Annotated in this window: 20 protein-coding genes; 7 read left to right on the forward strand and 13 right to left on the reverse strand. The window is 56.8% G+C overall.

All coding sequences use genetic code 11. From position 1 onward, the window contains the following. Nucleotides 1-4 precede the first annotated feature (4 nt). Nucleotides 5-949 (reverse strand): DMT family transporter, encoded by a 945-nt coding sequence (locus tag ACR0B3_RS07655; RefSeq protein WP_480808540.1) that lies wholly within the window; start codon nt 947-949, stop codon nt 5-7. Between the two features lie 40 nt (nt 950-989). Continuing rightward, entirely contained in the window at nt 990-1,589 is a 600-nt protein-coding gene (locus ACR0B3_RS07660; RefSeq protein ID WP_480808541.1) for a LysE/ArgO family amino acid transporter, read from the reverse strand. An 84-nt stretch (nt 1,590-1,673) separates the two neighbouring features. On the opposite strand from ACR0B3_RS07660, the gene ACR0B3_RS07665 reads away from it, so the two are divergent. Next, the gene (locus ACR0B3_RS07665) at nt 1,674-2,591 is read left to right on the forward strand and encodes a LysR family transcriptional regulator ArgP (protein WP_170723539.1); all 918 of its coding nucleotides are present in this window, start codon (nt 1,674-1,676) and stop codon (nt 2,589-2,591) included. Here the strand turns inward: ACR0B3_RS07665 and ACR0B3_RS07670 are convergent. Further along, nucleotides 2,564-3,838, reverse strand: a complete 1,275-nt coding sequence (locus ACR0B3_RS07670; RefSeq protein ID WP_170723540.1) for a permease — start codon at nt 3,836-3,838, stop codon at nt 2,564-2,566. The genes ACR0B3_RS07665 and ACR0B3_RS07670 overlap by 28 nt on opposite strands. Before the next feature lie 173 nt (nt 3,839-4,011). Continuing rightward, entirely contained in the window at nt 4,012-4,752 is a 741-nt protein-coding gene (locus tag ACR0B3_RS07675) for a YebC/PmpR family DNA-binding transcriptional regulator (protein WP_170352472.1), read from the reverse strand. A 111-nt stretch (nt 4,753-4,863) separates the two neighbouring features. Here ACR0B3_RS07675 and ACR0B3_RS07680 point away from each other — a divergent pair, with 111 nt between their 5' ends. The 4 genes from ACR0B3_RS07680 (at nt 4,864) to ACR0B3_RS07695 (ending at nt 9,990) form a co-directional block, all read left to right on the forward strand. Then, nucleotides 4,864-6,636: an SLC13 family permease gene (locus tag ACR0B3_RS07680; RefSeq protein WP_480808542.1), complete on the forward strand. Its 1,773-nt coding sequence runs from the start codon at nt 4,864-4,866 to the stop codon at nt 6,634-6,636. Nucleotides 6,637-6,652: 16 nt separating this feature from the next. Next, the gene (locus ACR0B3_RS07685; protein WP_480808543.1) at nt 6,653-7,387 is read left to right on the forward strand and encodes a glutamine amidotransferase; all 735 of its coding nucleotides are present in this window, start codon (nt 6,653-6,655) and stop codon (nt 7,385-7,387) included. A gap of 72 nt (nt 7,388-7,459) precedes the next feature. Continuing rightward, nucleotides 7,460-8,317 carry a bile acid:sodium symporter family protein gene (locus ACR0B3_RS07690; RefSeq protein ID WP_480808544.1) on the forward strand — a complete coding sequence of 286 codons (858 nt, stop codon included), beginning with the start codon at nt 7,460-7,462 and terminating at the stop codon, nt 8,315-8,317. An 11-nt stretch (nt 8,318-8,328) separates the two neighbouring features. Next, nucleotides 8,329-9,990: an FAD-binding dehydrogenase gene (locus ACR0B3_RS07695; RefSeq protein ID WP_480808545.1), complete on the forward strand. Its 1,662-nt coding sequence runs from the start codon at nt 8,329-8,331 to the stop codon at nt 9,988-9,990. On the opposite strand, the gene ACR0B3_RS07700 is transcribed toward ACR0B3_RS07695, so the two are convergent. From ACR0B3_RS07700 to mgtE, 5 genes are all read right to left on the reverse strand, one after another. Further along, the gene (locus ACR0B3_RS07700) at nt 9,991-10,737 is read right to left on the reverse strand and encodes a YbaY family lipoprotein (protein ID WP_480808546.1); all 747 of its coding nucleotides are present in this window, start codon (nt 10,735-10,737) and stop codon (nt 9,991-9,993) included. It abuts the gene before it with no gap. A gap of 96 nt (nt 10,738-10,833) precedes the next feature. Next, on the reverse strand, nt 10,834-12,612 hold the full coding sequence (locus ACR0B3_RS07705) for an SLC13 family permease (RefSeq protein WP_480808547.1): 1,779 nt from the start codon (nt 12,610-12,612) through the stop codon (nt 10,834-10,836). A gap of 91 nt (nt 12,613-12,703) precedes the next feature. After that, the gene (locus ACR0B3_RS07710; RefSeq protein ID WP_480808548.1) at nt 12,704-13,516 is read right to left on the reverse strand and encodes a TIGR00282 family metallophosphoesterase; all 813 of its coding nucleotides are present in this window, start codon (nt 13,514-13,516) and stop codon (nt 12,704-12,706) included. 70 nt (nt 13,517-13,586) lie between these two features. Continuing rightward, on the reverse strand, nt 13,587-14,153 hold the full coding sequence (locus ACR0B3_RS07715; RefSeq protein ID WP_480808549.1) for a 5-formyltetrahydrofolate cyclo-ligase: 567 nt from the start codon (nt 14,151-14,153) through the stop codon (nt 13,587-13,589). Then, nucleotides 14,150-15,544 (reverse strand): magnesium transporter, encoded by a 1,395-nt coding sequence (gene mgtE, locus ACR0B3_RS07720; protein ID WP_480808550.1) that lies wholly within the window; start codon nt 15,542-15,544, stop codon nt 14,150-14,152. The genes ACR0B3_RS07715 and mgtE overlap by 4 nt, the downstream gene beginning before the upstream one ends. A gap of 138 nt (nt 15,545-15,682) precedes the next feature. Between mgtE and guaD the strand changes: the two genes are divergently transcribed. Then, nucleotides 15,683-16,972, forward strand: coding sequence for a guanine deaminase (gene guaD / locus ACR0B3_RS07725; protein ID WP_480808551.1), 1,290 nt, complete (start codon nt 15,683-15,685; stop codon nt 16,970-16,972). 65 nt (nt 16,973-17,037) lie between these two features. Here guaD and ACR0B3_RS07730 read toward each other — a convergent pair whose 3' ends face one another. From ACR0B3_RS07730 to ACR0B3_RS07740, 3 genes are all read right to left on the reverse strand, one after another. Then, nucleotides 17,038-18,372: an 8-oxoguanine deaminase gene (locus ACR0B3_RS07730; RefSeq protein ID WP_480808552.1), complete on the reverse strand. Its 1,335-nt coding sequence runs from the start codon at nt 18,370-18,372 to the stop codon at nt 17,038-17,040. 115 nt (nt 18,373-18,487) lie between these two features. Further along, on the reverse strand, nt 18,488-19,279 hold the full coding sequence (gene hisN / locus ACR0B3_RS07735; protein ID WP_480808553.1) for a histidinol-phosphatase: 792 nt from the start codon (nt 19,277-19,279) through the stop codon (nt 18,488-18,490). A 44-nt stretch (nt 19,280-19,323) separates the two neighbouring features. Continuing rightward, the gene (locus ACR0B3_RS07740) at nt 19,324-19,695 is read right to left on the reverse strand and encodes a helix-turn-helix domain-containing protein (RefSeq protein ID WP_170683287.1); all 372 of its coding nucleotides are present in this window, start codon (nt 19,693-19,695) and stop codon (nt 19,324-19,326) included. A gap of 336 nt (nt 19,696-20,031) precedes the next feature. On the opposite strand from ACR0B3_RS07740, the gene ACR0B3_RS07745 reads away from it, so the two are divergent. After that, nucleotides 20,032-21,000 (forward strand): NADPH:quinone oxidoreductase family protein, encoded by a 969-nt coding sequence (locus ACR0B3_RS07745; RefSeq protein WP_480808554.1) that lies wholly within the window; start codon nt 20,032-20,034, stop codon nt 20,998-21,000. Here the strand turns inward: ACR0B3_RS07745 and ACR0B3_RS07750 are convergent. After that, a complete protein-coding gene (locus ACR0B3_RS07750) occupies nt 20,984-21,862 on the reverse strand; it encodes a LysR family transcriptional regulator (RefSeq protein ID WP_480808555.1) in 879 nt (292 codons plus the stop codon). The genes ACR0B3_RS07745 and ACR0B3_RS07750 overlap by 17 nt on opposite strands. Nucleotides 21,863-21,920 lie beyond the last annotated feature (58 nt).

Raw genomic sequence — 21,920 nt, forward strand, 5'->3', positions numbered from 1 at the left:
CTCGTCAATCAATAACGTTTCGGCGCACTGATTGCGGCATCTCGGATCCTTGTGGCGGCGTAGGCGGGATTGTCTTGCCCCGGCTCAACACGGCTTCGCGCCAAGTGATGAAACTGACTGCGGCAAGGATTAGCGTCCCGCCAGCAATCACCCAAATGTCGACGCGTTCATGAAAGGCCAACGTGCCAAGCAATGTTGCCCAGATCAGTTGCAAGAACGTGACCGGCTGAGTCACCGTCACTGGGGCCGCTTGCAATGCGAGCGTCATGAAGTAGTGGCCTGCAGTGGCAAAGCTGGCAATTGCGCAGAGCACCAGCAGATCGTGCAAATCTGGTGGTTCCCAGACAGCAATGGCGAAGGGCACCAATGCGATCGTGACCCAGATCGACAAGTGTGCAACGACGGCAGAGGGGCGTATGTCGCGCACCATCACTTTGGCCAGCAGATAAGAAACCCCCAATGCCAGTGCTGCACCAAGCATCGCCAGATGGCCCGGCATAACTGTCCGAAAGCCAGGTCTTAGAATGATAAGTACGCCGATAACTGCCACCATGATCGCCGCGATTCTGCGAAAGGCCAGTTTTTCACCCAGAAACATGGCAGCACCAATCGTGACATAAATCGGCGTCATGTAGTTCATCGCTGTCACTTCGGCCAGCGGAATACGCGTCATCGCGAAGAACCATAGCATGACGGCTATGGCGTGAACTCCACCACGAACTCCGAACAGAGTCAGATTGCGACGTGTCAGAGGTGTTCCAAGAATCGCTCCGATGGCCGGCAAAAGAAACACCAGACCCAGCGCATAGCGCAAGAACGCGGCCTGAATGGGATTCATGCTGGTTCCCAGCATCTTGACCAACGCGTTCATTCCCACAAAGCAAAGACCTGCGGCAAACATCCAGAACATGCCTATTAGCGGGCGTTGCTGAGTATTGGGTGAGTTCATATGGACGGTTGAATACTGATTTTCGGCTGGGAACAACCCTTCACATGACAACAAGTTTTAGCGCAATCGCCAGCATGACCACCCCGATCAACACATCCAGCACTTGCCATGCGCGCGGTCGAGCAAAAATCGGCGACAGAACCCTGGCCCCATAACCTAGTGTAAAGAAGAAGACGAAACTTGAAGTCATCGCACCGATCGCGAACGCCATACGGTCGACATATTGGGCCGAGATTGATCCGATCAACACGACAGTATCCAGATAAACATGAGGGTTGAGCCAGGTGAATGCCAGAACAGTCAGCAGGGCTGCGCGCAAACTGGTTCGTTGCCCGTTACCAGTTTCCATCGCAGCACCGCCCTGCCAGGCGGAGCGGAAACTGCGCAGCGCGTACCAAGTCAGAAAAACCGCGCCGCCATAGCGCATTACCGTCTCAAACCACGGTGCGGCCTGCGCCAGCGTGCCAAACCCGGCAACACCTGCTGCGATCAGAATGGCGTCCGAAACTGCACACGTCAGGCAGAGCGGAAAGACATGCTCGCGCCGCAGCCCCTGTCGCAGAACAAAAGCGTTCTGAGCGCCAATCGCCAAAATAAGGCTAAAGCCCAGGGCAAATCCTGCGATCATTGATGGGAACATGCGATCTCCTGAAGTTCGACGTTGACTACAGGGCGCGTACAATTTTATCAAATTAATGTTGATAACTTCAGTTAAGTCATACTAATGCTGCTTGACCCTCATCACCTGTCGGCATTGGCCGCGATATTACGACACGGCAGCTTTGAGGCAGCCGCATCCGAGCTATCGGTTACCCCTTCCGCAATTTCGCAGCGTATCAAAGCACTGGAAGATCGGGTTGGCGCCGCTCTGATCCATCGTGGCACACCCTGCACCGGAACGCCTGCGGGCCTGCGAATTGCCCGTCATGCTGAAGATATCGGTTTGCTAGAGGCCAAACTGGCGCGAGAACTGACGCTAGATCAACGCGAGGGCCCGGCAAAAGTGCGCATTGCGCTCCCAGCTGACATTCTGGCGACTTGGTTCATTGGTGCGATGGCTCAGGCAGAAGACATAATGTTCGATCTCGTGATCGACGATCAGGATCACTCGGCCGAATGGCTACGACGCGGCGAAGTCAGCGCGGCAATCACCGTGGGTGGCCAGTCTGTCGCCGGATGTGACGCCATTGCCCTAGGTGCTTTGCGCTATCTGCCCACCGCCAGCCCTGCTTTCATGCAGCGGTGGTTTTCCAAAGGCGTATCCGCGAAAACCTTGTCACATGCCCCCTGTCTGACATTCAGCCGCAAAGATAATCTACAGCAAACATGGATGACTACCCAGACTGGTGGGCGCCTTTCGCCGCCCTCACATTTTCTGCCGTCCTCGAACGGATTTGTAGAGGCGGCAATCGCAGGATTGGGCTGGGGTATGAATCCTGAAAGCCTTGTTCGTGAAGCGATTGAAAACGGTCAACTCTGCGAAGTCATACCAAATGCGCCGTTGGATGTTGAACTGACTTGGCAGATCGGGCGCGTTCTGGCCCCTGCCCTGGCACCGCTAACCAAAGTTGTGCGTCGTGTAGCAGCCCAAAGTTTGGTTGGCCCTGCCCAACCTTATGGCTGCGCCTCGCCAAGCTTTTGAGGAAGCGCAATATGATAGCAGGCATAGGCCGCCCAAAGACTGACAAGAACAATGAATACGATCGCCGATGCAACCTCGTGCATATGCGCAACCGCGGCCAATATGGCGGATAGGGCAACGGCGGCCAGCCTGCATATGGATTTGATCGCCGCAGCGCCCTGAATGCGCTGATCCTTTGGGGCAATATCCAGAAAGTACAACTTACGCGCGCTTGAAATCCCAGTTGTCGCGACCGAGACGATAAACAATGCAATCGCGTGTAAATGCACCTCATGATCAATATGGGCGTAGTGGAAAGCCAGCAAAACGATCCCAGTCACTGCGACCATGAGATTACCCGCAACCATCACCGCGCGATGAGATTTCATGTTCACCAATTGCCAAAGCGGTGCTGAAACCAGATAGCCGGACGCCGAAGAGATAATCATGGCCGTCAATCCCTTGGCCGAAGCGTGATGCGCCTCCGCAGCGATGAGCGCAAAAAACGGCACCGATAGCGACACCACAACCAACGGAAGACGCATGACCATATAGCGTCGGAACCATGGCTGTTCGAACATGCTGGCGATACCGGAAATGATGTCGCGCAGGGATCGATGGCCTGTTTTTTTGATCTTTTCACCGCTTGGTTCACCGCGCGTAATCTCGGACATACCCAGAATGCACAGCGCCGAAAACAGGAAGAAAGCAACCGACGCCGCAATCACAGCAGAATGCCGCGAGAATGGCGGATACTCTTTGGTGATCTCATGTATCAGCAAGACCAACCCGATCGCCCCTAGGCCACCTGCACCCAATTGCAGATAGCGGATAACCATCCTGGATTTGGATTTCAGATGATCGCCGAACAAATCAGACAGCATCAGGGATTGGCTTTCCTCAATCAAACCGATCATGAAAAAAGCGGCAACGAACGCGATTGCGGTCAACGTAACGCTTCCGGTTGCGGCGATTGCCAGCGCCATGAGCAGGCACCCACCCAAACCCAGTTCAGTCAGCGCAATACCACGTTTCTTGCGTGCCTGTGCTGCGATGGGTTGGGCCAGAAACACATCTGAAATCATGCTGCCAACCATCCGGATTGACACCAACGCCCCGGCAAGGAACATCGGCAGCTCCAACGAGATTGCCAGAAATGGCAGGACAACAGAGGGGCTGCCCAATGTCCACGCGACCTGAGACAGTATGCTCTGGCTGGCTATTACCGGAACATTGCGTCTCGCTGGATCATTGGTTTTTTCGGCCATTTTCCGTGCTCTGAGTTGTCTGCCTGCAGTCGCATTTCAGGGTCTTCAGCCTCACTGATCTGACACGAATTGCAAGTTTCTTTGGGGCCAAGACTTCTGTTGGGCACTCTTTTGCAACAAAAAAACCCGGCCAAACGGGCCGGGTTCAAATCCTTGCGCGATCGATCAGCAGGTCAGAGCTGTGCCATGACCTCGTCCGTCGCTTCGAAATTCGTGGTCACGCGCTGAACGTCGTCGTCGTCTTCCAGCGCATCCACCAGCTTCATTAACTTTTGCATGTCTTCCAGACCCAGTTCGGTCGTGGTGGTAGGTTTCCACACCAGCTTGGTGGATTCGGATTCACCCAACGCCTCTTCCAATGCGTTCGACACATCGTTCAGATCGGTATCAGCGCACCAAATGATGTGACCGTCTTCCGAGCTTTCAACGTCCTCGGCCCCGGCTTCGATGGCCGCTTCAAAAATCGTATCCGCATCACCTGCATCGGCCTGGTAAACAACCTCACCCTTGCGGTCGAACATGAAACCGACCGAGCCGGTCTCGCCCAGATTTCCGCCGTTCTTAGAAAAGGTCGAGCGTACCGTGGATGCGGTACGGTTTCGGTTGTCGGTCATCGTTTCGACGATTACCGCGACGCCATTGGGGCCATAACCCTCGTACCGAATTTCTTCGTATTCATCGCCCTCGCCCGCAACCGATTTCTTGATCGCGCGGTCGATCACGTCTTTGGGGACCGAGTTCGACTTGGCCTCTTTTACCGCAAGACGCAGGCGCGGGTTCTTGTCGGGATCGGGGTCGCCCATTTTGGCAGCGACTGTGATCTCTTTCGACAGCTTGGAAAACAGTTTGGACCGCGCGGCGTCCTGACGTCCCTTGCGGTGCTGGATATTGGCCCATTTGGAATGGCCTGCCATGGTGCGTCCTCGTCATTCGTGATTGCGTGTTTGGCGCTCATATAGACGTTTGCGGGGGCTGGGATCAAGAGATCGACTTGCCCCAAGGCTGGCGCGGGTTATGGTGGCGGCATGACGACGGATCAAATCATTCTTTTTTCCCTTTTTTTCGCCGTGTTTGGAATGCTGCTGTGGGGGCGGTTTCGCTATGACCTCGTGGCCTTCACCGCGCTTATGATCGCAGTCACGTTGGGTGTAGTTCCCGTTGACAGCGCCTTTGCGGGTTTCGGTCATCCGGCCACAATCATTGTCGCGCTCGTGCTGGTGGTTTCTGCCGGTCTGGTGCGCTCGGGTGCTGTGTTCATGATCACGCGGACGCTGGTTGATGCCTCGCGCGGGCTGGGCGCGCATATCGCGCTGATGGGCGGAATCGGCGCAATCCTGTCGGCTTTTATGAACAACGTGGCGGCGCTGGCCTTGCTGATGCCGGTCGACATCCAGACCGCACGAAAGGCTGGGCGCTCGGTCGGTCTCAGCCTGATGCCGCTGAGTTTTGCAACCATCCTTGGTGGCATGGCCACCCTGATCGGTACGCCCCCGAATATCATTATCGCCTCAATCCGGGCCGAAACGCTGGGCGAGCCGTTTCGGATGTTTGACTTTGCCCCTGTGGGTGGCATCGCCGCCATTGCCGGTCTCGCCTTTGTGGCTTTGATTGGCTGGCGCTTGATCCCAAATCGAGGTGTTCAAGAAGAGACTTCGGAAGTGCTGGCGGAATATATCGCAGAACTGACGATCCCACCTGAATCACCGCATATCGGCAAGCGAGTAAGTGAGCTTTATGAAGCTGCCGAGAAATCTGACGTGGCCATTATTGGTCTGATCCGTGACGGCAAGCGCCGCTATGGCCGATCGACCCACGCGACCTTGCACGAAGGCGACGCGCTGGTGCTGGAGGCGCGGCCCGAGGCGCTGGACGAATTCCGCGCCGCGCTCAATCTGGATTTCTCGGACACGCGGAGACAAGAGGTTTTGACCGCCGAAGGCGATGGGCTTGAGGTGATCGAGGTCGTTGTTCCCGAAAGTGCCCGCATCACCGGACGCACTGCGCAGGCGTTAGGGCTTGCGTGGCGACAAAGCACGGTACTGATGGGGATATCGCGTCAAGGACGGCGCATCACCCAGCAGGTCCGCAAGACCGAGGTTGAACCCGGGGACATCTTGTTGCTGCTTTGCCCCCGGGATCGCAGCGCCGATGTGACTGAATGGCTTGGCTGTCTACCGCTGGCAGAACGCGGGTTGAACGTGACCGCAAATGACAAGGCTTGGCTGGCTATTGGCCTGTTCGCTGCGGCTGTTCTCGCGGCCAGCATTGGGTTGATCTATCTACCCATCGCTTTGGGCCTGGTGGTCGTGGCCTATGTGCTGACCAAGATCATGCCGATTGCGGATATCTACAACCACATCGAATGGCCTGTGGTGGTTCTGCTGGGCTCGATGATCCCGCTGGGCAGCGCGCTTGAAACCTCAGGCGGAACGGGGCTGATCGCTAACGCTCTCATTCAATTGACGAATGGCTTGCCAACTTGGGCGATCCTGACGGTACTGATGGTCGTTACAATGACGCTGTCAGATGTGCTCAACAATACAGCCACTGCGATTGTTGCTGCCCCGGTTGGCATTCAAATGGCGCGAACGCTACAAGTGTCACCCGATCCATTTCTGATGACCGTTGCGGTGGCGGCATCCGCTGCCTTCCTTACCCCAATTGGGCATAAGAATAACACTCTGGTCCTGGGTCCCGGCGGATACCGCTTTGGCGATTACTGGCGCATGGGATTGCCACTGGAGGTTCTGATCATAGCGGTCTCAATCCCCTCTATCCTTGTGTTCTGGCCGCTTTGATGGGTAAAGGCAGCGCATGAAACGATTTCTGATCCTGCAACTGCGCCCGGAAACTTATGCGTCGGATGCCGAGTACGCCTCGATTCTGGACAAAACCGGCCTTCGGCCCACGCAGGCCCATCGCATCCGGTTGGATTGCGAAGACTTGCCCGAGGCGTTGGATGTGACTGACTACGCAGGTGTCATTGTCGGCGGCGGTCCGGGCTGCGTCAGTGACGACCCGGCCAGCAAATCCGCATTGGATGCCAAGATCGAGGGTGCGATCATGGGGCTGATGCCGCAGATCACCGCGCAGGATCATCCGTTCATGGGGTGCTGCTATGGTTTGGGCATTCTTGCCGCGCATCTAGGGGGTGATGTCAGCAAACGGCAATATGGCGAGCCAGTTGGTCCGTCTGATTGTCGCCTGACCGAGGATGGCACACAGGACCCTCTGACCGCTGGATTGCATCCACAGTTCGAGGCGTTTGTCGGCCATAAAGAGGCCGTGCAGACCTTACCAGAAGGCTGTGTGCTTCTGGTGGCCTCGGACCCCTGCCCGATTCAGATGATCCGCTGGGGTCAGAATGTCTATGCCACCCAGTTCCACCCCGAGGCGGACGCCAAGGATTTCGAACAGCGTATCCATATCTACAAGGATCACGGCTATTTCCCGCCGGAAGATGCGCAAAATCTGATCGATATGTGCCACGCCGCAGACGTCACGCAACCGGGTGAAATCTTGCGCCGATTTGCCGAACGATACGGGTGACCTAACGGCGCGGTTGCCTGATCCACGACCCCTCGCATAGGCTGGCCCGAACGGCTTTGGGAGGAGTTGTTCTTGGACTTACTTATCAATGTCGGCCTGCCGATTTCGCTGGCCATTATCATGTTGTCTCTGGGGATCGGGCTTGAGGCCGCTGATTTCCGCCGCGTTCTGACGCGCGGCTACCCCTTTGCCATTGGTGCGATTAGCCAGGTGATGTTGATCCCATTGGCGGCCTTTCTAACAGTTTCGCTGTTCGGACTATCCGCCGAGATCGCTGTCGGCGTCATGCTCCTCAGCTTCTGCCCCGGCGGAGTGACCAGCAACATTCTTGCCAAATTCGCAAAGGGGGATGTGGCCCTGTCCGTCAGCCTGACGGCGGTGATTAGCCTGCTGTCAATCGTGACCGTTCCTATACTAGCGGCCTGGTCGATCAATCATTTCATGGGAGAGGCCGCGCCCGAAGTCTCAATCAGTGCATTAGCCACAGCGCTATTCCTGATCACCACATTACCGGTCGCCATCGGCGTCAGCATACGCAGGTTTGCGCGAGAGTTTGCCGCTCGGGTTGATGGCCCGCTTTCAACGATAGCATCCATCCTATTCGTTTTGATTGTTTTGGCCGCTCTTGCAGGGAACTGGACGTTCTTCATCGAAAATCTCAGTTCAATCGGAGTCGCTCTGATCGGCCTGAACATAGCCTTATTGCTGATCGGCCTTGGGCTGGCCCGCGCAGCAAATCTAACATGGGAAGAGGCCAAGACCATCTCAATCGACACCGGCATTCAGAACTCGGCGATGGGGATTACACTGGCGGCACTGATCACTGGCACGACGACGGGATTCAGCCCTCTGGCCGTACCTGCCGCCGTCTATGGGATCACCATGTATGTGGTCGCGACCCCTTTTATTCTCTGGTTCCGCAGCCGCTGAAAGGAGATCCGATGACTGAAAACACAGCAGATGCGATTGTCGTTGGCGCTGGCCTTGCCGGTCTGGCAGCTGCAGCGGAACTGGGGGATCGCGGCAAACGCGTGATTATCGTGGATCAGGAACCTGAACATTTCCTTGGCGGGCAAGCATTCTGGAGCCTCGGCGGTTTGTTCATGGTCGATACCCCCGAACAACGCCGCATGGGTATCCGCGACAGCCACGATCTGGCCCTGCGTGATTGGATGGGCAGCGCGCAGTTCGACCGGGATGAGGACGCATGGCCGCGTAAATGGGCCCAAGCATATGTTGAATTCGCAGCCGGTGAGATGCGGCCATGGCTGCAAGAGATGGGCCTACGATGGTTCCCGGTTGTGGGCTGGGCTGAACGCGGAGGGTCTTATGCCAATGGGCATGGGAACTCGGTCCCACGATTTCACATCACTTGGGGCACCGGGCCGGGTGTGTTGGAACATTTCGTCCGCCGAGTGCATGAACATGTCAGCGCCGGATTGATTCAACTGAAGTTCCGACATCAAGTCAGCCACATCATCATGCAAAACGGATGCGCCAAAGGCGTGTCCGGAGAGGTTCTGGCCGACGATACCGCCCAGCGCGGCGGCAAGACCAACCGAGACGAAGTGGGTGAGTTCGAGGTCTACGCTCCTTCGGTCATTGTCACCTCGGGCGGCATTGGCGGTAACTTTGAGATGGTGCGCAAGAGCTGGCCGCGCGACCGGCTGGGTGAGCCGCCAAAAGACATGGTGGCGGGCGTTCCCTTTCACGTGGATGGCCGGATGATCCCGATCACCGAAAAGGCAGGAGGGCATGTGATCAACGGCGACCGGATGTGGCATTATACGGAAGGTGTCCGCAATTGGGACCCGATTTGGCCCGCACATGGCATTCGTATCCTGCCCGGCCCAAGTTCTATGTGGTTCGATGCGCGCGGCAATCGCCTGCAGCCTCCGTGTCTGCCGGGCTTCGATACTCTGGGCACACTGCGCGAAATTCTGAAAACCGGATATGAATACAGCTGGTTCGTGCTGACGCAGAAGGTCATCAAGAAAGAATTCGCGCTGTCAGGCTCGGAACAGAATCCCGATTTCACATCGGGCAGTTGGAAAGAAGTGATCCGTCAGCGCATCCTGTCGGGCTCAAAGGCCACCGCTCCGGTCGAGGCATTCAAGGAAAAGGGCGAGGATTTCGTCGTCGCTCGCACGCTGACTGAATTGGTCACAGGAATGAACCAGCTTGGTGGTGGGCTGATTGACGAGGCGCATCTGCGTGCCCAGATCGAGGCGCGGGATTCGCAGGTCGACAACCCGTTCTCGAAGGACGCGCAGATGATGGCGATCCTCGCGGCGCGCAACTATCGGGGCGACAAGTTGATCCGAACCGCCAAGCCCCACAAGTTCCTCGATCCGTCTAACGGGCCGCTGATCGCAGTCAAGCTGCATGTGCTAACCCGCAAATCGCTGGGCGGCTTACAAACCAACCTCGACAGCCAGATGATCGGTGCAGACGGTCAGGTCGTCCCCGGCCTATTTGCAGCCGGAGAGGTCGCAGGTTTCGGCGGCGGCGGTTACCATGGATACAACGCGCTGGAAGGCACATTCCTGGGTGGATGCATCTTCTCGGGACGCAACGCGGGACGGTCCCGCGCCGTCGCGTAATTACTGGCTGCGCACAAATTTCAGCACCGGCTCGCCCGCAGAATCAAGCAGCACCAGACTATCGCCGGCGACTGCATAGTTTGTTACCTTTTGCAGGGCCGCCAGAAACTGGTCTTCGACCTCTTCCAGTTCTGGTGGACATGCCATCAGGGTCGCGGCCATGTTGTCTGGAAACTCAAGGCTATTGCCGCTGATCTCGGCTTGCCCAGAGAACCTGTTGCAGCCGCCTGTGCCACCGAACGCGCCGCCCTGAGCGAACGAGAGCTGAGGTGGGCGTTTTGAGTCAAGAATAGCTCCGTCAATGCCGATGGCTGTCCACTCGGTCCCTTCCAGTGTTTCGGTACCCTGCCTGTTCGTTTGCACCAGCAAAAGCTCTGCCGTGTTGCCTTCGCCATTGGTCAGCACAGGGTGGACGGTATCCGTTGTAAACAGCAACTCGTCCCCACCATAGATCGCGCCGCGTACAGCATAGGTCATCCATTCACGGATCAGAGCATCATCATAGGTCAGCTCGAAATCTGAGGGCACACCGTCCAACGCATAACGTTGCGCCGCGAGGGTCACAGCGGCGGCATCCGCGCGCGAGATATCCTGCAATTCCACGTAAAGTGTCGCATCCGGCGGCAGAGCAATCCGCTCGCGATAAGTTGCAGTACCGGTGACGGTGCCGGCATGGCTCTGACTGCCGAGCAAGGCTAATATGATTGCTCCGGCCACAATGGTCTGCCCGAGTTTTGGAAAAGGCATGATCCCATCCTTTCACTTTCGTCTTTAGCGAAAAGATTGTGCCTGGATCAGGTTTTACAAGTGCAACACATTCAAGTCGGCGAATCCGTGCCGGCCTTAGAGAGGCCAGATAAATGGGATCAGTAGCGATGCCAGCAGTCCCACCGTCAGGTTCAGCGGCACACCAACCTTCAGAAAATCTGTGAACCTGTACCCGCCCGGGCCGTACACCATCATGTTGGTCTGATAGCCGATAGGCGTCGCAAAAGACGCCGAAGCAGCAACCATTACCGCGACAACCAGCGGACGCGGATCGATGCCCACCGCCTGCGCCAGAGAGATCGCGATCGGTGTGACGACCACGGCCACCGCATTGTTCGACACCAACTCGGTCAGCACCGATGTCAGCAGGTACACCGCCCAGATGATCAGGAAAGGTGGGAACATGCCCAGCCCGGGGGCTACTGCCTCGACGATCAATGTCACCGCTCCGGATTTGTCGAGCGCCGCGCCGATTGCGAGCATCGAGAAAATCAGGGCCAGCAATCGGCCCTCAACGAATGAGAACGCCTCGTCCGCGTCGATGCAGCGGGTCATCAGAACAACAGCAACAGCGATGATTGAAAGCAGCAGGATCGGCGCAACGCCAAGTCCAGCCAGAGCAACAATCCCAACCAGCGCGCCGATAGCAATCGGAGCATGGCTGCGCCGGAATGCCCGCGCCGATGGCTGCGTGACATCAACCATGTCCATATCCGCCGCCAGCTTCTGAATATCGGCAGGTGAGCCCTCCAGAAGGAGCGTATCACCGACCCGCACGGTCAGGTCATCCAATTGACGTCCGATATTCTGGTTTCGGCGATGAACAGCCAACACATAAACGCCATACCGCCGCCGCAACCGCATAGACCCCAGCGTTCGGCCAACCATTCTGCATCCTGGCGTGATCAGCACCTCAACCGTCTTGGTTTCAACCGCCGAGACCTGATCGACGCGCTTGAGTTCCTTGTTGCTTTGAAGGCTCAGCAACTCGGTCATCTCGGTACGCAGAACCACCCTGTCGCCCACTTTCAGGCTGACACCCTTCAGGTTCCGGCGCAGCGATTCATCCCCCCGGATGACGTCGATCAAACGCACACCAGGGCGTTTGAACAGCTGAACCCCAGTTACTTCTCGGTCGATCAGGTTGCTGTCGGGGGGAATAACAGCTTCGGTAAAGAACTTCATCTTAGAGCGGTCGCTTAGCATTTCAGCCATACTGTCACGCTCGGGCAGCAAGCGAGGCGCAATAAAGCGAAGATAAACCATTCCGTAGATCACCAACGCGATGCCCAGAGGCGTGACTTCGAAGATCGTGAATGCGGCCATGCCTTGCGCCCGCGCAACACCATCGACCAGCAGGTTAGTCGACGTCCCAATCAGCGTCAGCGTGCCGCCAAGAATCGCTGCATAGCTGAGCGGGATCAATAGCTTGGACGCTGAAACGTTCAATGTACGGGCGATCTGAATAAAGACCGGGATCATCACAACAACCACCGGCGTGTTAGAGACCACCGCTGATGCAACGACGACAAAAGCCATCAGCAATCCGATGGCGAACCGGGGGTTCACCTGCGCCTGCTTCTGCGCAACCGAGGTGAAAGCATCAAGAGCCCCGGTCCGAACCAGTGCGCCCATGATGATGAACATCGCGCCAATGGTCCAAGGCGCGGGGTTCGACAAGACCGCGAGCGCACTTTGATAGGGTAGAATACCGGTGGCCAGCATCAGGGCTGCCCCGCCGATGGCAACAACCTCGGTCGGATAAACCTCGCGCAGGAACATAATGAACATGCCTGCGACGATCATCAGCGCCAGTATCGCGCTGCCCGTCTCTGTCAGTTGAAGGAATTGCATTCTTGGTATTCTGTCCGAACCCTAAACTGGCACACGCGCCCGGTGATCAGTTTCACGTATTGCGTTCATCAGGGCAAGCCCGACGTGTTTTTCAGAGCGCTGCCTGCTGCAACCGCCCACCAACCCGCACCATCTGCACAGATTTTGCGCTGCCGTCGCGATCATCGGTTTCCACAAATACGCCGCTTAACGTCGCTTCGCCATTTGCAGGCGTGAACCGCGCCTTGGGCATCCCGGTGATGAACCGTCGCATGGGTTCCTGCTTATCCATCCCGATGACCGAGTCATAGTCGCCGCACATCCCGGCATCAGTCAGGTATCCTGTCCCACCCGGCAATACCTGCGCGTCTGCGGTTGGTACATGTGTGTGCGTCCCCACCACAAGGCTGGCGCGTTTGTCACAATAGTGGCCCATCGCCATCTTCTCGGATGTTGCTTCGCAATGCATGTCGACGATGATCGCCTGCGCCTGACCGCCGCGCGGATGCGATTTCAGGATCGGTTCGATGGCCGAGAACGGATCGTCAAAGGGCCGTTTCATGAAGACCTGCCCCAGCACTTGAACCACCAGCACCTTGCGCCCACCCGGTGCCGTAAACAGCCGGTGCCCCCGCCCCGGTGCGCCTTTGGCATAGTTCACCGGACGCACGATGCACGGTTCTTTCTCGATGAACTGCAGCATGTCTTTCTGATCGAACGCATGATCGCCCAGCGTGATGCAATCCGCCCCGGCCTCAAGCAGCAGCTTGGCGTGATCCCCGCTCAGCCCCATCCCGTTCGAGGCGTTCTCGCCATTGACCACCACAAAATCCAGCCGCCATTCGTCACGCAGACGCGGCAGATGTTGCTGAATGGCGGCGCGACCCGAGCGCCCCATAACGTCACCAAGAAACAAAATCCTCATGATTGCGGTCCTAAGCGCCGCAGGTGGCAATAACAAGGCGGAACCAGACAAATGCGCGGCAGATGCATGCTCAGAAGGTCAGTACCCGGCTTTCGGTGATCACCATGTCCAGCGGTTGATCCGTCGGCTCTAGCGGCAGATGCTCAGCTTCCTGCGCATCGAAGGCAAAGCCAATGGCAAGCGTCGGGCGTTTTGCGCGCAAGCCTTCTAGAGTGCGGTCATAGAATCCGCCGCCATAGCCTAATCGTCCGCCTTTCGCATCAAACGCCACCAAGGGAACGATCAGTATTTCAGGATCAAAATAGTCGTCGACTTCCGGCACTTTCGCACCAAAGGGCCCGTCTTTCAGCACACCTTCCGGCGTCCAGCGCGAAAAGCGCAATGGCTGGCCTGCGGCTTGAATGACGGGCACTCCTACAGGCCCATAAGCCGCCGCCTCAGCCATTGCCGGCAGCGGGTCAATTTCGGTGCGGATCGGCATGTAGCCGGACGTGGGAACACCGCGATGCCCTGCCAGAACTTCTGACAAACGACCTGCTGCCCCCGGAATGCGCGCATCAAACGCTGCCCGACGGCGCGCGAAGGCAGCCTTGCGTGCAGCGGCTTTGAGTTCAGTCAGATCGGTTTTTTCGGTCACAATAGCACCACGCTGGCGAGCCCCAGAAAGATGAAGAAGCCCATGACGTCTGTTGTTGTAGTCACAAAGGTTCCTGATGCCAGCGCCGGGTCAACGCCCAGACGGTCCAGCACTACGGGTACTACCGTACCTGCAAAGCCTGCGATGATCATGTTCACGACCAGCGCCGATCCGATCACGACACCCAGCAGCGGAGAATCGAACCACATCATCCCAACGGTTCCCAAAACAACGGCAAAACACATCCCATTGAGCATTCCCACAAGCAGTTCGCGCCGGATCACTCGCCCCACGTTCGAGCCAGTCAAGTCGCGCGTGGCCAAGGCCCGCACAGCAACCGTCAGCGACTGCGTTCCGGCGTTGCCCCCCATCGACGCCACGATCGGCATCAGGATCGCAAGTGCGACCAGTTGATCGATCGCGGCTTCAAACTGCGAAATCACCAGCGATCCGCAAATCGCGGTGACCAGATTGACGCCGAGCCAGGGCAAGCGGCGCCTACTCGTCGCCGCTACGCTATCAGACAGAGAGCTTTCGTCCGACACGCCCGCAAGACGCAGCATATCCTCTTCGTATTCTTCATCCAGAACCACCATCGCATCGTCGATGGTGATCACGCCTACTAACCGCCCATCAGCATCCACAACCGGGGCCGAGATCAGGTGATACTGGTTGAATGCATATGCCACATCCTCTTCGTCTTGTTCGACGGGGATGGTGTGGAACTCCTCTTCGGCGATGTCATGCAGTGGCACCTCGCGCCGGGTCGCCATCAGCTTGCCTAGTGTAACCTGCGCAACGGGTTTCAGTCGCGGGTCAACCAGAATGACATGGTAGAATTGCTCAGGCAGGTCATCATTAGCCCGCATGAAATCGATGGCCTGCCCCACCGTCCAATGCTCGGGCGCCATGACCACTTCGCGCTGCATAAGGCGACCGGCCGAGTTTTCGGGGTATGACAACGCCTGTTCGGCCGCGACCCGCTCGGAATCCTCCAGCGCATCAAGGATGGTTTCCTGCTGTGGTTCTTCGAGGTCTTCCAGAAGGTCAACGACATCGTCGCTTTCCATCTCTCGAACGGCTTCGGCCAAGACGTCCGGTTTCAGGACGTTGATCACCTCTTCCCGGACGGATTCATCCAGTTCAGACAGGATATCCCCGTCAAATTCCTTGTCGTACAACCGGATTAGGCGGGCGCGGTCATATGGGTTGATCTGTTCCAGAAGGTCAGCGATATCGGCCGCATGCAGCGGCTCCATCAGCTCAATCAGCTTGGCGCGATCCTCGACATCAACCGCATAGAGGATCGCCGCTACGGTTCGCCGATCCAGCGCATAGACGTCCTCTTCCCGGGGCTGGTCAGGTCTGGCTTCGTCATTCCCTGTCGTCATGCGCTGCCCCTATTGCTCGTGGATTGCTTCTAGATAGAAGAAGCAGCTACCGGAAAACAATGACAATGCTCCAATTTACCCACATCTTTCGCGCCCCTATGCTGGTTGACGGCCCCAAACAGGCGGAGAACAAGACAAATGGCGCAAAAGACGCTTCTGAAGGGACGCGTGCTCAGCTTCACCGGCTCACCGTTCGAAGGTGAACCCACGGATGCGACCAAAACTCACGAAGCGGTGCTGATCGAAGACGGTCGTATCGTCGCGTTAGGATCGGCGTCCGACCTATCTGACGAGCATCCCGACGCCCGCATTCAGGACTATGGCAATCATCTGATCATGGCCGGGTTTGTCGATCCACATGTTCACTATCCGCAGACGGCGATGATCGCGAGTTGGGGCAAACGGCTGATTGATTGGCTGAACAGCTACACGTTCCCCGAAGAGATGAAGTTCGCAGACCCGAACTATGCTTCGGAAATCGCAAACAGATATCTGGATCTGACGGCTGCCCACGGCACGACGACCATGTGCAGTTTCTGCACCATTCACCCCGAAAGTGTTGATGCCTTTTTTACTGCCGCACAGACACGAGGACAAAGGGTTGTTGCAGGCAAAACCTGTATGGACAGAAATGCGCCTGAAGGCCTGCGCGACACCGCTCAAACCGGGTACGACCAATCCAAAGCGCTACTTGAAAAATGGCACGGCGTTGATCGGATTTCCTACGCCATCACGCCGCGGTTTTCACCCACCTCAACTCCCGAGCAGTTGGAAGCGATGGGTGCACTTTGGGCTGAGCATCCCGAGTGTTTGATGCAGACCCATCTCAGCGAACAGACTGACGAAATCGAATGGGTCCGTTCCCTCTTCCCTAACGCGCGCGATTACCTGGATACCTATGAGCAGTTTGGTTTATTGGGTGGGAATGGCCTCTATGGTCACGTAATTCATCTGGAAGATCGCGAACGTGATCGCCTGCGCGAAGTGGATGCAGCGCTGATCCACTGTCCAACCTCGAATACATTCATCGGCTCGGGCCTGTTTGACATGAATGGCCTGATTCACGAAGGGCATCGGGTGGGTCTTGCAACCGACACCGGCGGCGGTTCCAGCTTTTCAATGCTGCGCACCATGGCTGCGGCTTATGAAATCGGTCAATTGCGAGGCCGCCCGTTGCATCCGTCGCAATTGCTTTGGCTCGGAACGGTTGGATCATCTCGCACGCTGCGGATGGATGATCGCATCGGCAATATCGCCGTGGGAATGGAGGCCGATCTGGTCGTCTTGGATTTGGCCTCGACTCCAGCCATCGCCCAGCGCGAAGCGCACGCTGATGATCTTTGGGAGGCGGTATTCCCGACCATCATGATGGGCGATGATCGGGCTGTGGTCGATGTATGGATCGGAGGACGATCCGTTTTGGGCTGACCTTAATGGGCCGACGGCCCATGCCTTCGGCGAGGATATTTGAAGCCAAATGAAGGTGGACCCCGTTATTCGGCCAAAGCGCGCGCGAGACGGTTTTGGGTCTCTATAGCCTTCGGCAAGTCGATTGTGGCGATCTGACCATCGCGAACGATCTGACGCCCTTCAACAAACAGGTGTTTCACGCGCGTTGGTCCCGCAAGCAACAGCGCAGCCGGATCCCAGCTGCCTGCACTTTCGATGCCACGCACATCCCAAATGGCAATGTCGGCGCGTTTGCCGGGCAAAAGGCGCCCGCAATCGGGACGGTTCAGCACATCTGCCCCGCCTCGGGTTGCAATCTCGAGCGCTTCACGGGCCGACATCTCATCAGCACCGTTTGCGACCCGTTGCAGCAACATGGACTGACGCGCCTCGGCCATCAGATTGCTGCTGTCATTGCTGGCAGAGCCATCAACGCCAAGACCGACCGGCACTCCGCGATCGCGCATTGCGCGTACAGGAGCGATGCCCGACCCAAGGCGACAATTCGAACAGGGGCAATGGGCCACGCCCGTTCGACTGCGTGCGAACAGATCAATTTCGCTGCCATCTAGTTTGACGCAATGTGCATGCCAGACATCCGAGCCAGTCCAGCCCAGTTCTTCGGCATATTGGCCGGGTCGGCATCCAAATTTCTCTTCGGAATAGGCGATATCTTCGTCGTTTTCGGCCAAATGCGTATGCAGCATCACGCCTTTTTCACGTGCCAACATGGCTGCTTCGCGCATCAGGTCGCGGCTGACCGAGAACGGTGAACAGGGCGCCAGCCCGACGCGGCACATTGATCCGTCAGACGGGTCATTAAAGGCGTCAACCACGCGGATCATATCGTCCAGAATGGCCTGCTCGGATTCGATCAGCGCATCAGGGGGCAAGCCCCCGTCACTTTCACCAATACTCATCGCCCCACGTGTGGGATGGAAACGTAAACCCAGCTCCGACGCTGCATGAATCGTATCTTCCAGCCGGGCGCCATTGGGAAAAAGGTAGAGGTGGTCAGAACTTAGCGTGCATCCAGACAACGCCAGCTCTGCCAGTCCAATTTGGGCCGAGATAAACATCTCGTCGGGTCCAAAATGTGCCCAGATGGGATAAAGCGTTCGCAACCATCCAAACAGCAGCGCATCCTGCCCACCAGGCACAGCGCGCGTCAGAGTTTGATAAAGGTGATGATGGGTGTTTACCAATCCGGGTGTCACGACACAGCCGGAGGCATCATGGATTTCTCCTTGGCTGGTCAGGCCATGGCCAATCTTTACTATCTTTCCATCGCGAACCAGAAGGTCAGCGCCTGCAAGCTCTTGCCGCGAATCGTCCATGGTTACGATTACGTCGGCGTTACGGATCAGAATTTCGGTCATTTTGTACACTCCCGCATTCAGCCCGTCTCATGCGTAGAGTGTTTGGCTGGTGGAAAACGGGCGCAAGAACCAGCCGGGATCAGTGTAGTGCCGCAGAAGACCCGCGGCAACCGGTTTAGTATTGTTTCAGGATTTCCAGAGCAGCAGCGTGAACATCCGCATTAGCCGCCGCAAGTGCCCGCCCGCCGTCATGTGCCGGATTACCCCGCCAATCTGTCACGACACCGCCAGCGGCTTTGATTACAGCGATTGGAGCCTGGATGTCGTAGGCATTCAATCCCGCCTCAACGACCAAATCGATCTGCCCTGCCGCGAGCAGGGCATAGGCATAGCAATCCATCCCATAGCGCGTCAGCTTCGCGTTCTGAGCGACGGCCTTGAAAGCTGCAGCCTCTACCTCGCTGCCAACTTCGGGAAAGGTGGTAAAGATGATGGCCTCGTCTATTGTCCGAGTATCACGGGTTCCAAGCGCTGACCGGCCCATCGGGCCTTCGACATAGGCCTGATCCTTATCCCCAACAAATCGCTCACCGATATAGGGCTGATCAATAACGCCGAGCTTAGGCCCGGTTTCGTCGCTCAGCGCAATCAGGACGCCCCAGGTGGGCGTGCCGCTGATAAATCCGCGCGTGCCGTCAATTGGGTCCAGCACCCAAACCCGTCCGCTTGTGCCAGAGTTCTTGCCGAACTCCTCCCCCAGAATCCCATCTTCTGGGCGGTGTTTAGCCAGCACCGCTCGCATGGCTTGTTCAGCTTGACGGTCCGCAGCAGTAACCGGATCGAAACCAGACGCCAACTTGTTGTCAGTTTTTAGATTCGACTGTCGGAAAAATGGAAGAATGGCCGCACGCGCCGCGTCGGCCATTTGTTCGGCAATCTCTAGATCACTTAGCGGGGTGTTTTGCATGGCTTACCCGTGCGCCCGACGCCCCGCGAAGTCAAGTGATTGTATCAGGCAACGTCACTTAACACGCGGGCCAGTTCAAACAGACGACGACGCTGGTTTTCAGGTATCGCATAGTATGAACGAACGAGGTCAAGCGCTTCTTTGTCCCCCATCAGATCCGCAGGAACCGATTTCTTTTCCGAAGCCGATTTCTGAGTCTCTTCAAGTCCATCGAAGAAGAAGCTGACGGGAACATCCAATGCCTCGGCAATGTCCCACAAGCGCGACGCGCTTATCCGGTTGGCCCCTGTTTCGTATTTTTGAATTTGTTGAAACTTGATACCAACTTGCTGCGCTAACTGCTGCTGAGTCATGCCAATCAGCCAGCGGCGATGCCGGACGCGTTTGCCCACATGGACATCGACGTGATGGGTCATTGGTAGTCTCCTTTACACAAACACCTGTCCGGGAAACCGCGACAGCAGCCATAACCGCTGAGTTAGCGGGTCGCTGCTTAAGAACTCCCTAATCCGGAACGTGCCCCCCGAACAGCACCATAGCGTAATATTGCCGTAATTAGTTTTTTTTTCAAGTTGGTTGAATCAAGGAATTCGTACAGTGGTTTGTGGTTGTGTCGCGAATGTGAAAACTCAAAGTTTCCCTATTGGAAACAGTTCCACGCCACTCCATGCGAGACCACAGCCAATCTAATGATTGGAATTGACAATTCTCATCACCACGCAACCTATAGCAAAAAACAGCGGAGACCGGTGATGCAGGCATTTCGTATAGAGACCAAAGGAACTCCTGCAAGGCTATGCGACACGCCAGAAGCACTTGCGGGAGACAATCAGGTTCGCGTTAAGATCAAAGCCTGTGGCCTGAACTTTGCAGACCTACTGATGCAAAAGGGTACATATCAAGACACCCCCGAACCCCCATTTACGCTGGGCATGGAGATAGCGGGGATTGTTACCGAAATTGGAAACAATGCGACAGATCTGAAGCTGGGCGATCGCGTTGCGGTCTATTCCGGTCAAGGTGGGTTAGCCGAATCGGGGGTCTTTGATGCAGACCGGGCGATCCCGGTACCTGATTCCATGAGTTTCGAAGACGCCGCGGCAATCCAGATCGCTTATGGCACCAGCCATATCGCTCTGGAACACCGCGCCCGATTACAGCCAGGCGAGACACTGCTTGTTACCGGCGCGGCGGGCGGTGTCGGACTTACGGCCGTGGAGATTGGGAAGCTGATGGGCGCCACTGTGATCGCGCAAGCGAGAGGGCGAGATAAGCTGGCAGTGGCACAAAAGGCCGGAGCGGACCACCTGATCGATGCGGACGAAGACCTGCGTGAACAAGTCCGTGCATTGGGCGGAGCTGATGTGGTTTACGATGCAATCGGTGGTGATGTTTTCAAAGCCGCCTTCCGTGCCACCAATCCAGAAGGTCGCTTGCTACCTATTGGATTTGCCGGAGGAGAAATCCCCCAGATTCCCGCCAACCATCTTCTTGTTAAGAACCTGACCGTAATCGGCGTGTATATCGGCGGGTATCTGAACTTCCGGCCCGAGGTTGTACGTGACAGCTTCACCACCCTGTTCCGTTGGCATTCAGAGGGACGGATCAAACCGCACATCAGCCACATCCTGCCTCTGCAAGATGTAGCTGAGGGGCTGCAGTTGCTCCGCGATCGCAAATCAACGGGCAAAGTGGTGATCCGTATCAACTCGCCACTTTAAGCGGATGTGCGGTCGGGTGATTAAAGTTCTGACGCAACAAATTCGCAAGCTCTGCCACGTATTCTTCGCGTACCCGTTCAGCACCGTAGAGGTTGATGAACTGTACAGGTAGATCAGGCAACACGCCTGCATGGTCGATCAGTTCCTGATGGCTCGGCTGGGTGCCTTCCAACAGCACTCCCACAGCCAAATCCGCGCTGACGGTGGCTTCGACAGTGCGGTCAGAATCGCTGTCTATGCTCATATCCCATTCGATCCCCACATCATCTAACGCGGTGGTTGCAACAGGTCGGAAAATACAGTTCCGGCAGAATCCCAGACGCAAAGGCTTTTGCCGCCAGGCTGACCCATTCAGGGCACCGACCCAACGCAACGGCATATGGTGCAGGGTTTCGGCCCCCTCGCCTGCCCCCGATTCCGTCGTCAGAATCAGATCGAATGCTCCGCGCGCGAACTCTTCCTTCAGTTGACGTGTGTTCGACGTCACCAGATTCACGCTAACCCGGGGGAAACTGGCATTGAACCGCTTCAAGACCCTGGGAATGAAGGGATGGACCACGTCATGCGGCACGCCCAGTACAACTTCACCTTCAAACGCCTGATCTGTCAGCCGACCTATCACCTCGTCATTCAATGCAATCATCCGACGCGCATAAGCCAGCAACTGCTCTCCTGACGCAGTTAGGGCAATGGTGCGGCCAGATCGATCCAGCAGTTCCAGCCCCAAAAGCTCTTCCAGCCGTTTGAGCTGCATCGAAACTGCAGACTGTGTGAGGTGAAGGAATCCGGCAGCACGCGTCACACCACCATGATCAGCAACCGCTATGAATGAGCGCAAAGTTGTGATGTCCAGATTTCGCATCTTCAATATCCTTTATGAGTCACGTCATAAACATTCATTTCCAAAATATGTCAGACTG

This window comes from Ruegeria sp. CE9, from assembly GCF_056537425.1.

Excerpts from the sequence above, each read along its gene's own strand:
- ACR0B3_RS07655 (WP_480808540.1), bottom strand. The coding sequence starts at position 949 with ATGAACTCACCCAATACTCAGCAACGCCCGCTAATAGGCATGTTCTGG.
- ACR0B3_RS07660 (WP_480808541.1), bottom strand. The coding sequence starts at position 1,589 with ATGTTCCCATCAATGATCGCAGGATTTGCCCTGGGCTTTAGCCTTATT.
- ACR0B3_RS07665 (WP_170723539.1), top strand. The coding sequence starts at position 1,674 with ATGCTGCTTGACCCTCATCACCTGTCGGCATTGGCCGCGATATTACGA.
- ACR0B3_RS07670 (WP_170723540.1), bottom strand. The coding sequence starts at position 3,838 with ATGGCCGAAAAAACCAATGATCCAGCGAGACGCAATGTTCCGGTAATA.
- ACR0B3_RS07675 (WP_170352472.1), bottom strand. The coding sequence starts at position 4,752 with ATGGCAGGCCATTCCAAATGGGCCAATATCCAGCACCGCAAGGGACGT.
- ACR0B3_RS07680 (WP_480808542.1), top strand. The coding sequence starts at position 4,864 with ATGACGACGGATCAAATCATTCTTTTTTCCCTTTTTTTCGCCGTGTTT.
- ACR0B3_RS07685 (WP_480808543.1), top strand. The coding sequence starts at position 6,653 with ATGAAACGATTTCTGATCCTGCAACTGCGCCCGGAAACTTATGCGTCG.
- ACR0B3_RS07695 (WP_480808545.1), top strand. The coding sequence starts at position 8,329 with ATGACTGAAAACACAGCAGATGCGATTGTCGTTGGCGCTGGCCTTGCC.
- ACR0B3_RS07700 (WP_480808546.1), bottom strand. The coding sequence starts at position 10,737 with ATGCCTTTTCCAAAACTCGGGCAGACCATTGTGGCCGGAGCAATCATA.
- ACR0B3_RS07705 (WP_480808547.1), bottom strand. The coding sequence starts at position 12,612 with ATGCAATTCCTTCAACTGACAGAGACGGGCAGCGCGATACTGGCGCTG.
- ACR0B3_RS07710 (WP_480808548.1), bottom strand. The coding sequence starts at position 13,516 with ATGAGGATTTTGTTTCTTGGTGACGTTATGGGGCGCTCGGGTCGCGCC.
- mgtE (WP_480808550.1), bottom strand. The coding sequence starts at position 15,544 with ATGACGACAGGGAATGACGAAGCCAGACCTGACCAGCCCCGGGAAGAG.
- guaD (WP_480808551.1), top strand. The coding sequence starts at position 15,683 with ATGGCGCAAAAGACGCTTCTGAAGGGACGCGTGCTCAGCTTCACCGGC.
- ACR0B3_RS07730 (WP_480808552.1), bottom strand. The coding sequence starts at position 18,372 with ATGACCGAAATTCTGATCCGTAACGCCGACGTAATCGTAACCATGGAC.
- hisN (WP_480808553.1), bottom strand. The coding sequence starts at position 19,279 with ATGCAAAACACCCCGCTAAGTGATCTAGAGATTGCCGAACAAATGGCC.
- ACR0B3_RS07740 (WP_170683287.1), bottom strand. The coding sequence starts at position 19,695 with ATGACCCATCACGTCGATGTCCATGTGGGCAAACGCGTCCGGCATCGC.
- ACR0B3_RS07745 (WP_480808554.1), top strand. The coding sequence starts at position 20,032 with ATGCAGGCATTTCGTATAGAGACCAAAGGAACTCCTGCAAGGCTATGC.
- ACR0B3_RS07750 (WP_480808555.1), bottom strand. The coding sequence starts at position 21,862 with ATGCGAAATCTGGACATCACAACTTTGCGCTCATTCATAGCGGTTGCT.